10 protein-coding genes are annotated in these 14,836 nt (G+C 62.1%); all 10 read right to left on the bottom strand.

All coding sequences use genetic code 11. The annotated features are described in order from the left end of the window. Nucleotides 1-215 precede the first annotated feature (215 nt). Complete coding sequence (locus QMK47_RS03225; protein WP_003196992.1) at nucleotides 216-1,634, bottom strand: FAD-dependent oxidoreductase; 1,419 nt, start codon at nucleotides 1,632-1,634, stop codon at nucleotides 216-218. A 33-nt stretch (nucleotides 1,635-1,667) separates the two neighbouring features. Further along, nucleotides 1,668-6,116: a glutamate synthase large subunit gene (gene gltB, locus QMK47_RS03220; RefSeq protein WP_253471104.1), complete on the bottom strand. Its 4,449-nt coding sequence runs from the start codon at nucleotides 6,114-6,116 to the stop codon at nucleotides 1,668-1,670. A gap of 349 nt (nucleotides 6,117-6,465) precedes the next feature. Beyond that, nucleotides 6,466-8,046, bottom strand: coding sequence for an AAA family ATPase (locus QMK47_RS03215; protein WP_253471102.1), 1,581 nt, complete (start codon nucleotides 8,044-8,046; stop codon nucleotides 6,466-6,468). Between the two features lie 9 nt (nucleotides 8,047-8,055). Next, nucleotides 8,056-9,156: a 3-dehydroquinate synthase gene (gene aroB / locus QMK47_RS03210; protein ID WP_320389794.1), complete on the bottom strand. Its 1,101-nt coding sequence runs from the start codon at nucleotides 9,154-9,156 to the stop codon at nucleotides 8,056-8,058. Nucleotides 9,157-9,304: 148 nt separating this feature from the next. After that, nucleotides 9,305-9,823: a shikimate kinase AroK gene (aroK, locus tag QMK47_RS03205; RefSeq protein WP_024616288.1), complete on the bottom strand. Its 519-nt coding sequence runs from the start codon at nucleotides 9,821-9,823 to the stop codon at nucleotides 9,305-9,307. 4 nt (nucleotides 9,824-9,827) lie between these two features. Then, complete coding sequence (gene pilQ / locus QMK47_RS03200; RefSeq protein ID WP_253471099.1) at nucleotides 9,828-11,918, bottom strand: type IV pilus secretin PilQ; 2,091 nt, start codon at nucleotides 11,916-11,918, stop codon at nucleotides 9,828-9,830. 13 nt (nucleotides 11,919-11,931) lie between these two features. Beyond that, nucleotides 11,932-12,459, bottom strand: a complete 528-nt coding sequence (locus tag QMK47_RS03195) for a pilus assembly protein PilP (RefSeq protein WP_253471097.1) — start codon at nucleotides 12,457-12,459, stop codon at nucleotides 11,932-11,934. After that, the gene (gene pilO, locus QMK47_RS03190) at nucleotides 12,456-13,079 is read right to left on the bottom strand and encodes a type 4a pilus biogenesis protein PilO (RefSeq protein ID WP_214510897.1); all 624 of its coding nucleotides are present in this window, start codon (nucleotides 13,077-13,079) and stop codon (nucleotides 12,456-12,458) included. The genes QMK47_RS03195 and pilO overlap by 4 nt, the downstream gene beginning before the upstream one ends. Continuing rightward, nucleotides 13,076-13,642, bottom strand: a complete 567-nt coding sequence (locus tag QMK47_RS03185; RefSeq protein WP_258690225.1) for a PilN domain-containing protein — start codon at nucleotides 13,640-13,642, stop codon at nucleotides 13,076-13,078. Before QMK47_RS03185 ends, pilO begins: the two co-directional genes overlap by 4 nt. Further along, the gene (locus tag QMK47_RS03180) at nucleotides 13,642-14,706 is read right to left on the bottom strand and encodes a pilus assembly protein PilM (RefSeq protein ID WP_214510899.1); all 1,065 of its coding nucleotides are present in this window, start codon (nucleotides 14,704-14,706) and stop codon (nucleotides 13,642-13,644) included. The genes QMK47_RS03185 and QMK47_RS03180 overlap by 1 nt, the downstream gene beginning before the upstream one ends. Nucleotides 14,707-14,836 lie beyond the last annotated feature (130 nt).

Here is a 14,836-nt window from a genome sequence, read left to right as displayed (position 1 = left end):
GCACGGCAAGAGCCGTGCCTTTTATCTATCGGGGCAATTTGTCGCGGGGCAGCACAACTTTCGCAACACCACAAAACACCTGTGGGAGCTTTTTTTGTGGGAGCAAGGCTTGCCCGCGATGAAAACACCGCGGTCTCTTGAGGACCGAGGCGTCTGGATCGCGAGCAAGCTTTGCTCCCACAAAGCTCGCTCCCACAGGGGGTTGTGTCGCCTGGTCAGACTTGCAGGTAATCCAGGATCCCTTCCGCCGCATTGCGGCCTTCGAAGATCGCCGTCACCACCAGGTCGGAACCGCGGACCATGTCGCCACCGGCGAAGATCTTCGGGTTGCTGGTCTGGTGTTTGTACTGGCCCTGTTCCGGTGCCACGACGCGGCCCTGGCTGTCGGTCTGGATGCTGAACTGCTCGAACCACGGCGCCGGGCTCGGGCGGAAGCCAAAGGCGATGACCACGGCGTCGGCCGGGATGATCTCTTCGGAACCGGGGATCGGCTCGGGGCTGCGACGACCGCGGGCGTCCGGTTCGCCGAGACGGGTCTCGACCACTTTCACGCCCTCGACCTTGTCTTCACCGACAATGGCGATCGGCTGGCGGTTGTAGAGGAACTTCACGCCTTCTTCCTTGGCGTTCTTCACCTCTTTGCGCGAACCGGGCATGTTGGCTTCGTCACGACGGTAGGCACAGGTCACCGACTTGGCGCCCTGGCGAATCGATGTACGGTTGCAGTCCATCGCCGTGTCGCCACCGCCGAGCACCACAACCTTCTTGCCTTTCATGTCGACGAAATCTTCCGGCGACTTTTCAAAGCCCAGGTTGCGGTTGACGTTGGCGATCAGGAAGTCGAGTGCGTCGTAGACGCCTGGCAGGTCCTCACCGGCAAAGCCGCCCTTCATGTAGGTGTAGGTGCCCATGCCCATGAATACCGCATCGTATTCTTCGAGCAGTTGCTCCATGGTCACGTCCTTGCCTACCTCGGTGTTCAGGCGGAACTCGATGCCCATGCCGGTGAAGACTTCGCGACGATTGCTCAGCACCGTCTTTTCCAGCTTGAACTCGGGGATGCCGAAGGTCAGCAGACCGCCGATTTCCGGGTTCTTGTCGAACACCACCGGGGTCACGCCACCACGCACCAGCACGTCGGCACAGCCCAGGCCCGCCGGGCCGGCACCAATGATCGCCACGCGCTTGCCGGTCGGCTTGACCTTGGACATGTCCGGACGCCAGCCCATGGCGAACGCGGTGTCGGTGATGTACTTCTCCACCGAACCGATGGTCACCGCGCCAAAACCGTCGTTGAGGGTGCACGCACCTTCGCACAGGCGATCCTGCGGGCACACCCGGCCACAGACTTCCGGCAGGGTGTTGGTCTGGTGGGACAGCTCGGCGGCCTGGAGGATGTTGCCCTCGGCCACCAGTTTCAGCCAGTTGGGAATGAAGTTGTGCACCGGGCACTTCCATTCGCAATACGGGTTACCGCAGCCCAGGCAGCGGTGGGCCTGGTCGGCCGACTGCTGGGGTTTGAAAGGCTCGTAGATTTCCACGAACTCTTTCTTGCGTTGACGCAACAGTTTCTTCTTCGGATCCTTGCGCCCGACATCGATGAACTGGAAGTCGTTATTCAGACGTTCAGCCATTGTTAAAACCTCATCAAACTCTTCAGGCGCATATCACTGCGGGTTGGCACGAGTGCTGGAAAGCAACGATTTCAGGTTGGCAGCCTTGGGCTTGACCAGCCAGAAACGGCGCAAGTAGTCATCGAGGTTCTCGGCGAGTTCACGACCCCACTCGCTGTCGGTTTCCGCGACGTACTCGTTCAGCACGTTTTGCAGGTGGCTGCGATAGGCTTCCATCGCCTCGCCGCTGATCCGCTGGATTTCCACCAGTTCGTGGTTGACCCGGTCAACGAAGGTGTTGTCCTGGTCGAGCACGTAGGCGAAACCGCCGGTCATGCCTGAGCCGAAGTTATAACCGGTCTTGCCCAGCACGCAGACAAAACCACCGGTCATGTACTCACAGCAGTGATCGCCGGTGCCTTCCACCACAGTGTGGGCCCCGGAGTTACGCACGGCAAAACGCTCGCCCGCGGTGCCGGCGGCGAACAGCTTGCCGCCCGTGGCGCCGTAGAGGCAGGTGTTGCCGATAATGGCACTGTCCTGGGTCTTGTAGACGCTGCCCTTGGGCGGAACGATGACCAGCTTGCCGCCGGTCATGCCCTTGCCCACGTAGTCGTTGGCATCGCCTTCCAGGTACATGTTCAGGCCGCCGGCGTTCCAGACGCCGAAGCTCTGGCCTGCGGTGCCCTTGAAGCGGAAGGTGACCGGCGCCTTGGCCATGCCCTGGTTGCCGTGCTTGCGCGCGATTTCGCCGGAGATCCGTGCGCCGATGGAACGGTCGCAGTTGCAGATATCCAGGTCGAACTCGGCACCGCTCAGGTCGTTGATCGCCGCAGCGGCCATGTCGACCATCTTCTCGGCCAGCTCACCCTTGTCGAATGGCGGGTTGCGCTCGACCTGGCAGAACTGTGGCTTGTCTGCCGGAATGTAATCGCTGCCCAGCAATGGGGTCAGGTCCAGGTGATGCTGCTTGGCGGTCTGGCCTTCGATCACTTCCAGCAGATCGGTACGGCCGATCAGCTCTTCAAGCGAGCGTACGCCCAGCTTCGCCAGCCACTCACGGGTCTCTTCGGCCACGTAGGTGAAGAAATTCACCACCATGTCGACGGTACCGATGTAGTGGTCCTTGCGCAGCTTGTCGTTCTGGGTCGCCACGCCGGTGGCGCAGTTGTTCAAGTGGCAGATGCGCAGGTATTTGCAGCCCAGGGCGATCATCGGCGCGGTACCGAAGCCGAAGCTCTCGGCGCCGAGGATGGCAGCCTTGATCACGTCCAGGCCGGTTTTCAGGCCACCGTCGGTCTGCACCCGGACCTTGCCGCGCAAATCGTTGCCGCGCAGGGTCTGGTGGGTTTCGGCCAGGCCCAGTTCCCACGGCGCACCCGCGTACTTGATCGAGGTCAGCGGCGATGCGCCGGTGCCGCCGTCGTAGCCGGAGATGGTGATCAGATCGGCATAGGCCTTGGCCACGCCCGCCGCGATGGTGCCAACGCCGGCTTCCGCCACCAGTTTCACCGAGACCAGCGCCTTCGGGTTCACCTGCTTGAGGTCGAAGATCAGTTGCGACAAGTCTTCGATCGAGTAGATGTCGTGGTGCGGTGGCGGCGAGATCAGGGTCACGCCGGGTACCGCGTAGCGCAGCTTGGCGATCAGGCCGTTGACTTTGCCGCCGGGCAGCTGGCCGCCTTCGCCGGGCTTGGCGCCCTGGGCAACCTTGATCTGCAGCACTTCAGCGTTGACCAGGTATTCCGGCGTCACACCGAAGCGGCCGGTCGCCACCTGCTTGATTTTCGAGCTCTTGATGGTGCCGTAGCGCGCCGGGTCTTCGCCGCCTTCACCGGAGTTGGAACGCGCACCGAGGCGGTTCATGGCTTCGGCCAGGGCTTCGTGGGCTTCCGGGGACAAGGCGCCCAGGGAAATACCCGCCGAATCGAAGCGCTTGAGCACCGATTCCAGCGGCTCTATTTCACTGATGTCCAGCGGCGTGTCGAGGGTCTTGACCTTGAGCAGGTCGCGGATCATCGACACCGGACGGTTGTCCACCAACGAGGTGTATTCCTTGAACTTGCTGTAGTCGCCCTGCTGCACGGCGGCTTGCAAGGTGCTGACCACGTCCGGGTTGTAGGCGTGGTATTCGCCACCATGGACGAACTTCAGCAAACCGCCCTGCTGGATCGGCTTGCGCGGGCTCCAGGCTTCGGCCGCCAGGGCTTTCTGTTCGGCTTCGATGTCGACGAAACGCGCACCTTTGATGCGGCTCGGCACGCCACGGAAGCTCAGCTCGCAGACTTCTTCGGACAGGCCGATGGCCTCGAACAGTTGCGCGCCACGGTACGAGGCGATGGTCGAGATACCCATCTTCGACAGGATCTTGAGCAGGCCCTTGGTGATGCCCTTGCGGTAGTTCTTGAACACCTCATAGAGGTCGCCCAGCACTTCACCGGTACGGATGAGGTCGCCCAGCACTTCATAGGCCAGGAACGGATACACCGCCGAGGCACCGAAACCGATCAGCACCGCGAAGTGATGCGGATCGCGGGCGGTGGCGGTCTCTACCAGGATGTTGGAGTCGCAGCGCAGGCCTTTTTCGGTCAGGCGATGGTGCACCGCGCCGGTGGCCAGCGAGGCGTGGATCGGCAGCTTGCCCGGCGCGATATGACGGTCGCTCAGCACGATCTGGGTACGACCGGCGCGCGCGGCTTCTTCAGCCTGATCGGCAACGTTGCGGATCGCCGCTTCCAGGCCGACGCTTTCGTCGTAGTTCAGGTCGATGACCTGGCGCGCAAAGCCCGGGCGATCGAGGTTGGTCAACGAGCGCCACTTGGCCGGGGAAATGACCGGCGAGCTGAGGATCACCCGCGAGGCGTGTTCCGGCGACTCCTGGAAAATGTTGCGCTCGGCACCGAGGCAGATTTCCAGGGACATCACGATCGCTTCGCGCAGCGGGTCGATCGGTGGGTTGGTCACCTGGGCGAACTGCTGGCGGAAATAGTCGTACGGCGTGCGCACGCGCTGCGATAGCACGGCCATCGGCGTGTCGTCACCCATGGAGCCGACCGCTTCGTAGCCTTGCTCGCCCAGCGGACGCAGCACCTGGTCACGCTCTTCGAACGTCACCTGGTACATCTTCATGTACTGCTTGAGCTGGTCGACGTCGTAGAACGCCGAGCCGTGGTCGTTGTCTTCCATGGTCGCCTGGATGCGCAGGGCATTCTTGCGCAGCCATTGCTTGTACGGATGACGGGACTTGAGGCGGTTGTCGATGGCGTCGGTGTCGAGGATCTGGCCGGTCTCGGTGTCCACGGCAAAGATCTGGCCCGGGCCTACGCGGCCCTTGGCGATGACGTCTTCAGGCTGATAGTTCCAGACGCCGATTTCCGACGCCAGGGTGATGAACCCGTTGGTGGTGGTGACCCAACGCGCCGGACGCAGGCCGTTACGGTCCAGCAGGCATACGGCGTAGCGACCGTCGGTCATGACGATGCCGGCCGGGCCATCCCACGGCTCCATGTGCATGGAGTTGTATTCGTAGAAGGCGCGCAGGTCCGGGTCCATGGTCTCGACGTTCTGCCACGCCGGCGGCACGAGCATGCGCACGCCACGGAACAGGTCGATACCACCGGTCACCATCAGTTCCAGCATGTTGTCCATGCTCGAGGAGTCCGAGCCCACGCGGTTGACCAGCGGGCCGAGTTCTTCGAGGTCGGGCATCAGGTCGTTGGCGAACTTGGTGCGACGGGCCACGGCCCAGTTGCGGTTGCCGGTGATGGTGTTGATCTCGCCGTTGTGGGCGAGGAAGCGGAATGGCTGGGCCAGCGGCCATTTCGGCAGGGTGTTGGTGGAGAAGCGCTGGTGGAACACGCAGATCGCGGTTTTCAGGCGCTCGTCGCTCAGGTCCGGATAGAAGGCGGTGAGGTCCGCCGGCATCATCAGGCCTTTGTAGATAATGGTCTTGTGGGAAAAGCTGCAGATGTAGTGATCGGTGTCGGCGGCATTGGCCACGGACGAACGACGACGGGAGCTGAACAGCTTGATCGACATGTCCTGGTCGCTCAGGCCTTCGCCAGCGATGAACACCTGTTCGATCTGCGGCAGGCGCTCGAGCGCCAGGCGGCCGAGGACACTGGTGTCGATCGGCACTTTGCGCCAGCCGACCAGTTGCAGGCCAGCGGCCAGGATCTCGCGATTCATGTTCTCGCGAGCCGCTTGCGCCTTCACCGGGTCCTGATTGAAGAACACCATGCCCACGGCGTACTGCTTGGGCAGGGTCACGCCAAACGTTTCCTGGGCTATGGCACGCAGGAACTCGTCGGGTTTTTGAATCAGCAAGCCACAACCGTCGCCGGTCTTGCCGTCGGCGTTGATCCCACCACGGTGGGTCATGCAGGTCAGGGCCTCAATGGCCGTTTGCAAAAGGGTGTGGCTGGGCTCGCCCTGCATATGAGCTATCAGGCCGAAACCGCAGTTATCCTTGAATTCATCTGGTTGGTACAGACCTGCTTTCATAGACACTTTCTCACCAGGCTGCCTCTAATCGAGGCAAATTCTTTTCAATTCAACCAGTTGCATACCGCGCCGAACGTACGCCAGCTTTGCGGGGGCAAAAGGGAGGTCATTGTACACACCGACACAGAGGCTCACAAATTTGACGACGAACTGTCGCAAATCCATGTCGCATTTATGAAAGGTTTAAAGCTATATGCTGTGCTAGTCAAAACTTTTTTGGGTTCGACCGCTACGACTCAAACACTACTGTGACGCAGACACCACAAGGCGCGCGGCCTGAAAGGTCGCCCGCCCCTGCGGAAATTTTGAGGTTGCCGGGAGAGGCGGCCTGGGTAAGGCCGCCGAATCTTCAGCGAGTTGCTGCCAGTTCCTGTTGGACGCTGGCGACAGTGCGAGGCCAAGGTTTACCAGCCTGAACCTTCGCTGGCAAGGCCTTGATGGCGGAAACGGCTGCATCACGGTTGGCAAAGCTGCCGTAGGTGATGACATACAGCGGCTTGCCGTTGAGGACTTTCTTGAAATAGCGGTACTCGCCGCCCTGCTCCTTGACGAAGCTCTGTGCCGCGGCTTCGGAGCTGGTGCCGAGGATCTGCACTACGTAGTTGCCCGGTGCCTGGCCAGCGTACCAGCTACCGCCCGTGGCCTTGGCCGGGGCAGCAGCAGGCTTGGCTGCGGGTGCTGGCGCCGCCGGCTTGGTGGCAGGCGCTGGAACCGGGGCAGGCTTGGCAGTGGCCAGCTGGGTCGGCGCCGGAGTCGGCTTGGCAGCCGGGGCAGGTGTCGGGGCAGGACCGGCCGGCACGCCCACAGGCGGTGCGGTGGTGGTCACGGTCGGCGGCACGTCGCTGCTGTCATCGACCGGTGGCGCAGCGCCGTCGTCGCCTTCGGTGATGCCACCGGCCGCTTCAGCCAGAGGACCGCGCATGACCGGTTGCGACTGGCCGACCAGCGGCAGTGGCATCGGCTGGGTGTTGCCGGCGAATTCCACTGCCGGCGCACCACCGTTGGGTTGCGGCGTCCCTTGGCCGAGAGGCAGTTGCGCCTGTTCGTTGGCAGGGGCACCCGTGGTGGGTGCCTTGGTGCGACCCGGCATCAGCCAGGCGGCGGCAACCGCGACCACGACGACGGCGGAAATAGCCAATACGTGTTTCTTCGGCATGTTGAACCCCATACTTGGACGCTTCACCGCTGAGCGGCTGGCAATCATGACTTCGATCAGAGCATCGCGGGCGACCTGGTTGATGTTGCCAGGCCAACCGTCGGCGCTTTCGTGAATCTCAGAGATCTGATCGGCGGTGAAAAGTTCGATACCCCGGCCCGCACCCTCAAGACGCTGGGCCAGGTATTCGCGCGTTTCTTCCTCGGTGTAGGGCGCCAGCTCGATGACGTGGAAGCGCTCTTCCTCAAGGTTCAATTGGTCCAGATCAGCGATCAGCGACGACTCACCGAACAGGAACACATGAGGGCGACCCTCCGGCGCCCCGGCCGCCAAGGCCAGCAGGGCCTCGAGGGCCGACTCGTCGAGTTGCTCGGCATCGTCCACCAGCAGATAGACTTCCTGCCCGGTCAGCGCCAGTTGCACGATCTGATCGAGAATTGCACCGACTTCGGCCTGCGCGACGTTCAGCGCCTGGGCCACCTGACGCAATATACCGGCTGCATCGCCGGCGCCACGGGCCGACACCACCACGCTTTGCACGGACTGCTTGTTGGTGCTGGCCACCAGCGCCTGGCGCAGCAAGGTCTTGCCGCTGCCCTGGGGACCGGTGACCACCAGCAGCAATTGACTGTAGCGCGCCAGGTGATGCAACTGGCCCAGCACCGGCTTGCGCTGTGCAGGAAAGAACTTGAAGCCCGGGACCCGCGGTGCGAAAGGGTCATGACTCAATTGGAAATGGCCGAGGAAAGCCTCGTCGGCATGCAAACTAGTCATCGGATCTTATTAACCTTTAAGCTGAGCCAGGGCGCGGTAGTCCGCTCCCAGCGTGGCCTGTAGAACTTCTTTCGGATAATCGTCGGTCACCACCGCTTCGCCCATGTGGCGCAGCAGCACCAGACGCAGACGACCGTCGATCACTTTTTTGTCGATTGCCATGTGTTCAAGAAAATCCGCCTCGCTCATTTCCTCGGGCGGAACCACCGGCAGCCCGGCGCGCTGGAACAGACGAATACCGCGATCACGCTCCTGTTCGCTGATCCAGGCCAGGCGCGCAGACATCTCCAGGGCCATGACCGTACCGGCCGCAACCGCTTCACCGTGCAGCCAGACACCATAGCCCATGTGGGTTTCGATGGCATGGCCAAAGGTGTGACCCAGATTGAGGGTGGCGCGCACCCCCGACTCACGCTCATCGGCACCGACCACGGCAGCCTTGGCGGCACAGGAGCGTTCGATGGCGTAGGTCAGGGCTGCTTGATCGAGTGCGCGCAGGCGGTCGACGTTATCCTCGAGCCAGCCCAGGAACGGCTCGTCGCAGATCAGCCCGTACTTGATGACTTCCGCCAGCCCCGCAGACAGTTCGCGGGCCGGCAAGGTATTGAGGGTGGCGGTGTCGATCAGCACCACGTTGGGCTGATAGAACGCGCCGACCATGTTCTTGCCCAGCGGATGGTTGATCCCGGTCTTGCCGCCCACCGACGAGTCGACCTGCGACAGCAGCGTGGTGGGGATCTGGATGAAATCGACGCCGCGTTGATAGCAGGCGGCAGCAAAACCGGCCATGTCGCCGATCACACCGCCACCCAAGGCAACCACCGTGGTGCGACGATCGTGGCGCGCAGTCAGCAGGCCGTCGAAAATAAGTTGCAGGGTTTCCCAGGTCTTGAAGGCTTCGCCGTCGGGCAATACCACGGAAATGACCGAGAAGGCCGACAGGCTGCGGGTCAGGCGTTCCAGATACAGGGGCGCAACGGTTTCATTGGAAATGATCGCCACTTGCCGCCCGGCGATATGCGGCGCCAGCAGTTCGGGCTGGTCCAGCAAGCCTTCGCCAATATGAATCGGGTAGCTGCGCTCGCCCAGGTCGACCTTAAGTGTCTGCATGTGTCCCCACAGTGAAGATGGAATCAGGCGTCCTGCCTGCAATTAACGAAAGTCCACGGAGCTTGTTCTGACGCCAGTTAATGGCCATCCGCCACGCCCCAGGCGGGCCATGACGGGACGTCGAGGATAGCGCATTTCGCCAAGCGCATTAACGGGGAGGCAGTTGCTGAAGGCGATCGAGAATGTCCAGCACCACCATCCGCGGCGGCCGCTCGTCGGTTTCCACCACCAGGTCGGCGATCTCCCGATACAGCGGATCACGCAGCGCCAGGAGGTCGCGCAGGGTCTTGGCCGGGTCGGCGGTGCGCAACAGCGGGCGGTTGCGATCCCGAGCAGTGCGCCCCACCTGCTGCTCGACAGAAGCATGCAGATAGACCACTCGTCCCCCAGCATGCAGCGCCCGACGATTGGCTTCGCGCATCACCGCGCCGCCACCGGTGGCGAGCACCACGCCATCGAACGCGCACAGCTCGGCGATCATCGCCTGCTCACGGTCACGAAAGCCCGGTTCGCCTTCCTTGTCGAAAATCCATGGGATATTGGCGCCCGTGCGCAATTCAATTTCCTTGTCGGAATCTTTGAACGGCAGGCGCAGCTCTTTGGCCAGCAAACGGCCGATGGTGCTTTTTCCAGCACCCATCGGCCCAACAAGAATCAAATTTCGCACAGAATCAACGACTCACAGCAATCGCCTGGTTATTCATGATACGCGGAGTGAGGAACACCAGCAGCTCGGATTTTTTCTCCGAAACCACATCACGCCGGAAAAGGCGGCCAAGATACGGCACATCGCCAAGAAATGGCACCTTATCTACAACCTTGCTCTGAGTATTTGAGAAAACCCCACCAATCACAATGGTCTCGCCGTCATTGACCAGGACCTTGGCATTGACTTCGTTTTTCTTGATCGGCGGCACATCATTCACCTTGTTCAGGTAGTCCGGCTCATCCTTGGTGACCTTGACCTCCATGATGATCCGGTTGTCCGGGGTGATCTGCGGGGTCACCTCCAGCGACAGCGAAGCCTCCTTGAACGACACCGAGGTGGCGCCACTGGAGCTGGCTTCCTGATAAGGAATTTCCGTGCCCTTGAGGATCTTTGCCGTCTCCTTGTCGGACGTCACCACCTTGGGCTGGGAGACGATTTCGCCGTTGCCGGTTTTCTCCATGGCCGTCAGCTCAAGGTCCAACAATACGTTGTCGGTGATGAACGCGATGCCGATGCCCGAGGTGTTGCCCGAGGTGCCCATGTCGACGAACGGTTGGTTGGTGCCGGTACTGCCCGGGGTGCCGATGGTGGTGGAAGTGCCGTTGGTGACCCCGGAGGAATTCCAGTTGCCCTGGTTCTGTACCGAACCACCCCAGCGCACGCCCAGGCTTTTGTCGTAGTCGACGTTGGCTTCGACAATCCGCGCTTCGATCATCACCTGGCGCACCGGAATATCCAGTTGCGCCACGATCCGGCGCAGTTCGTCGAGGCGGTCCTGGGTCTGGTAGGCAATGATGTTGTTGGTTCGCTCATCGACCGTGATCGAGCCGCGCTCATCGGCTTTGGCCTCGGCACTGGTCACCGACTGGAACAACTTGGCGATGTCCGCCGCCTTCGCATAGTTGACCTGCAACAGCTCACGCCGCAGCGGCGCCAGGTCGGCAATCTGCTTCTGCGACTCCAGCTCCTGGCGTTCACGCGCGGCAATTTCATCGGCCGGAGCCACCAACAGCACATTGCCGACCTTGCGCTTGTCCAACCCCTTGGTCTTGAGCACCAGGTCGAGCGCCTGGTCCCAGGGCACATTCTGCAACCGCAAGGTGATGCCACCCTGCACCGTGTCGCTGGCCACGAGGTTCAGGTTGGTAAAATCGGCAATCAGCTGCAGGACCGAACGCACCTCGATGTCCTGGAAGTTGAGCGAGAGCTTCTCGCCACTGTAGGCCGCGCGGTCGGCGTTGCGTTTTTGCAGGTCGTCGACGGTCATGGGCCGGACGCTGACAGTGAGCTTGTTATCGGTCTGGTAGGTCGAGTAGTCGAAGGTCCCGCTGGGTTCGATGCTGATGGTCGCCCGGTCGCTGCCGGCGCTGGCATTGACGAATTGCACCGGGGTGGCGAAGTCCTTGACGTCCAGGCGCACGCGCAGCGGCTCAGGCAACTGGGTCCTGGCGAAATTGAGGATGATCTTGCCTTCGCGCTCCTGGATATCCGGGGCGATGGACGGATCAGACAGGTCGATCACGACGTTGCCTTCGCCCTGGGTCCCGCGCTGGAAATCCACTCCTCGGATCGCCTTGCCCGCCGGCGCACTGGCCCTCGCAGGCGCAGCGCTGGCAACCGCCGGGCGCGGGGGCTGGGTGGTGGAGTTCTTCGGGGCGACGGTCTTCGGGGCGACGCCCTTGCCAACCACCACGAACAGGTTGTTACCTTCGATCCGGGTGTCATACGGCGCCAGCTGGGTAAGGCCGATGATCAACCGAGTACGATCCCCAGCCTCGACCACCGTGGCGCTGCGTGCATTGCCCCCGCCCAGGTCGCGGCGCTTGCTGGAAAGTTGATTGGTCACGCCCGGCAGGTCCAGCGCAATCCGCGCCGGTTGTTCGGTGGTGTAGCCCCGGGGCGGCGGCGGCGGCCCGTCGAAGGAGAGCTTCAACTCGACACGGTCCCCCGGCAACGCCGCCACATCCAACGTCTTCAGGCTTGCCCCGAGAACCATCGGCGACAACAGCGCTATCCATAGCGAAATACCGAGGGCTGAAAAAAACCTGTTCATTGTTCGAGTTCCACTATGAATGCTCTTTCAAAGGAATGGTCCGTGGTCGCTCCAGCCAGGCACCCTCGCCATCGGGAACGATTTCGACCACATCGACCTGGGTGGCACTGATGTTGACGATCCGCCCGTCGTTGCGCCCCAGATAGTCACCGACCTTGAGCCGATGCACCCCGCCCGCGCCCCGCAGGAGCGCGAAGGAGCCACTGGCGTTGGAGATCGTACCGACCATTTCAAACTGCTCGATGTTGAAGCCTTCCAGGTACTGTTTGACCCGGTTCGGGTCGGGCCGGACATTGCGCGAGCCCCGCTGCCGTTCAGCCTGGTCCACGCGGACCTGCCGGGAAAACGGGCTGCGCAGGTTGGCGGCACTGTAGGTAAAGGTTTCGTAGGGCCTGAACGTCGGCGTCGGCTCGATCTTGCCGGGTGGCCGCAGGCGCACTTCGTTCATGTAGGCGTCCAGGTCGCTGAAACCATTGTCGTTACCGCAGCCCGCCAGCGCGACCAGGCCTGCCAGCAGGCAGATGCGCCACACCGGCCTCATGGTTGCGCCTCCTGCTCGTTGTACCGGTAGGTCTTGGCCTGGATGCTCATTCGCAGCTTCGCGCCGGCCTCGGGCTCCATCGGTGCGATCTCGAAATCATGCAGCGTGACAATCCGGGGCAGCCCCGCCACCCCACTGACGAACGTCGCCAGGTCGTGGTAGCCGCCGGTCACGGTGATCTGGATCGGCAACTCGATGTAGAACGGCTGGGTGACCTCCGGTAGCAGCTTGATTTCCTCGAACTCCAGGCCGCTGCCCAGGCCGGTGCGAGTAATGTCCTCCAGCAGGCCCGGCACTTCGGTATCGCTGGGCAATTGCCGCAACAGCACACCAAAAGACGTTTCCATCTGCTTCATCTGCTCGGTGTAGCGCTCCAGGTTCGCGGCCATGTGGGCCTTGCCCGCGAATTGCGCCTTGAGGGTGTTTTCTTCCTCGCGCACCTGCTGCAACTGGTTCTCCAGGTCACTCAAGGCAAAGTTATAGCCCAGCCCCAGCACCAGGACCACCAGCAGGACACCCGCCAGCCACTTGATCGGCGCGGGCCAGGAACCGATGTTGTTGGTGTCCAGGTCACTGAGATCGATCTTGCGCAGTGCGTCGAGCCACTCCCCAGGCTTCATTGGGCGTCCTCCGCATCGGCCGGGCGAGTCTGGCGAACCGTCAGCTGGAAGACGTTGGCCTGGTCGAGCTGCCCAGCGGTGGTGGCCTTGACCTCCGTCAGGCTGGGCGTGTCGAACAGGTCCGACGAGTCCAGGTTGCGCATCAGGTCCGAGACCCGGTTGTTCGATTCCGCGGCCCCCTTGATCGAGAGCGTCCCGTCTTCCATCTTCACCTCAGTGAAATACACCCCGTCCGGCAGGGTTCGCACCAATTGGTCGAAGATGCGCCCGCTGACCGGCCGGTTGCCTTGCAAGTCCTGGATGATGCGCATGCGCTCCAACAATTGCTGGCGACGGGCCTTCAATTCGCTGATCTGCTTGATGCGTTCGTCCAGCACGGCGATCTGCTCGGAGAGATGGCTATTGCGAGCGACCTGATGGTCGATGGCGCTGTCGAAGTACCGGGCCGCGACCAGGACCATGCCAACCGCACCGACCAGCGCCCCCACCAAGGCCAGCAAAAAGCGTTTACGCCGTTCTTCACGCAGCTCTTCGCGCCAGGGAAGCAGGTTGATCCGCGCCATCAGTCGAAACTCCTGAGGGCCAGCCCACAGGCAATCATCAGTGCCGGCGCATCACCGGCCAGGGCGCCGGCATTGACCTTGCTGCTCAGGGCCATGTTGGTAAACGGGTTGGCCACCTGGGTCGGCGTGCCCAGGCGCTGCTCGATCAGCCGATCCAGGCCGGCGACAGAAGCCGAGCCCCCGGCCAGCAGAATGTGATCCACCGCACTGTACTGGCCCGAGGCGAAGAAGAACTGCAAGGACCGCGAGACCTGCTGTACCAGGGCCTCGCGAAAAGGTTGCAGCACCTCACTGAGATAATCGTCCGGCAGGCCACCCTGCTTCTTTGCCAGGCCGGCCTGCTCGGGTGTCAGACCATAGCGGCGCTGAATTTCCTCGGTCAGTTGGCGACCGCCGAACAATTGTTCGCGGGTATAGATGATGCGCCCGTTGTGCAGCACGCTGAGGGTGGTCATGGTGGCGCCGATGTCTACAACCGCCACAGTCAGCCGTTCCTGGGAGGCAGCCAGTTGGGTGGCGAGCAGGCCGAAAGCACGCTCCAGCGCATAAGCCTCCACATCGACCACCCGGGCCGTCAGCCCGGCGAGCGCCAACGCGGCCTCGCGGACCTCGACGTTTTCCTTGCGGCACGCCGCCAGCAGCACTTCGACGCGCTCGGCACTGCGTGGCGAAACACCTATCACTTCGAAATCAATGGCCACCTCATCCAGGGGATAGGGGATGTATTGATCGGCCTCGATCTTGAGCTGGTTTTCCATGTCATCGTCGGACAGCCCGGCGTCCATCTCGATGGTCTTGGTGATCACCGCCGAACCCGCCACGGCCACTGCCACGCTACGCAAGGGCGTCCTGGCCTTGGCCAACAGGCGCGACAACGCCTGCCCCACCCCTTCGAGCTCGGCGATGTTCTTCTCGACCACGGCGTTGGCTGGCAACGGTTCGACCGCGTAGGACTCGACGCGGTATCGATCACCCTGGCGGCTCAACTCCAGCAGCTTCACCGACGTCGAACTGATGTCGATCCCCAGAAGCGCATGGGCTTTTTTATTGAAGAGTCGTAGCACTACCAATTCCCTATGACTATCCGTGAGTTACGGACTCTCTAATATGCATTGCGTTCAATTACACCGGTCCGACGGACGTCCGGATGGCATTCCCGACGAAAAAAAATGCTTATAATGCCCAGCGTTTTTT

Origin of the sequence: Pseudomonas sp. P9_35 (genome assembly GCF_034008205.1) — a bacterium.
In the GTDB taxonomy this organism is placed as follows: domain Bacteria; phylum Pseudomonadota; class Gammaproteobacteria; order Pseudomonadales; family Pseudomonadaceae; genus Aquipseudomonas; species Aquipseudomonas kilonensis.
The sequence above is the reverse complement of the archived record's forward strand: the minus strand, read 5'-3'. Positions and strand labels throughout refer to the sequence as shown.